Origin of the sequence: Streptococcus sp. HMSC062B01 (assembly GCF_001811085.1) — a bacterium.
In the GTDB taxonomy this organism is placed as follows: Bacteria; Bacillota; Bacilli; order Lactobacillales; family Streptococcaceae; genus Streptococcus; species Streptococcus gordonii.
In genome coordinates this window covers 14,598-15,474 of record NZ_KZ672802.1, presented here as the reverse complement: position 1 = coordinate 15,474, position 877 = coordinate 14,598, and the positions used below count along the sequence as shown (strand labels likewise).

1 protein-coding gene is annotated in these 877 nt (G+C 55.3%); it reads left to right on the top strand.

Annotated elements, in window-relative coordinates; all coding sequences use genetic code 11:
* On the top strand, nucleotides 1–877 hold an 877-nt coding region (locus HMPREF2780_RS11790), incomplete at both ends, for a hypothetical protein (RefSeq protein WP_233994389.1).

Below are 877 nucleotides of genomic sequence, written 5' to 3'. Positions count from 1 at the left end.
GCCTCCACGAGTGCATCTGTATCTGCAAGCGAATCCGCGTCGACGAGCGCGTCTGTAAGTGCGAGTGAATCAGCCTCCACGAGCGCGTCTGTCAGTGCCAGTGAATCCGCATCGACCAGTGCATCAGTCTCTGCAAGCGAATCCGCGTCGACGAGCGCATCTGTTTCAGCAAGTACGTCCGCTTCAACGAGTGCCTCAGTAAGTGCTAGCGAATCGGCTTCAACGAGTGCATCTGTAAGTGCCAGCGAATCGGCCTCAACGAGCACATCGGTAAGTGCGAGTGAGTCTGCTTCAACCAGTGCTTCAGTATCAGCTAGCGAATCGACTTCAACGAGTGCATCTATATCTGCAAGCGAGTCCGCGTCAACGAGTGCCTCAGTAAGTGCCAGCGAATCCGCTTCAACGAGTGCCTCAGTAAGTGCGAGCGAATCTGCGTCGACGAGCGATTCAGTATCTGCGAGTGAGTCTGCATCGACGAGTGCCTCAGTAAGTGCGAGCGAATCCGCGTCAACCAGCGCTTCAGTATCTGCCAGTGAATCAGCCTCAACGAGTGCGTCAGTTTCTGCAAGCGAGTCCTCGTCAACCAGCGCTTCAGTAAGTGCAAGCGAGTCCGCATCGACGAGCGCATCTGTTTCAGCAAGTACGTCCGCTTCAACGAGTGCCTCAGTAAGTGCTAGCGAATCGGCTTCAACGAGTGCATCTGTAAGTGCCAGCGAGTCCGCGTCAACGAGTGCGTCTGTATCTGCTAGCGAATCGGCTTCAACGAGTGCATCTGTAAGTGCCAGCGAATCGGCCTCAACCAGCGCGTCAGTAAGTGCGAGTGAATCAGCTTCAACGAGTGCATCAGTAAGTGCGAGCGAATCGGCCTCCACGAGTG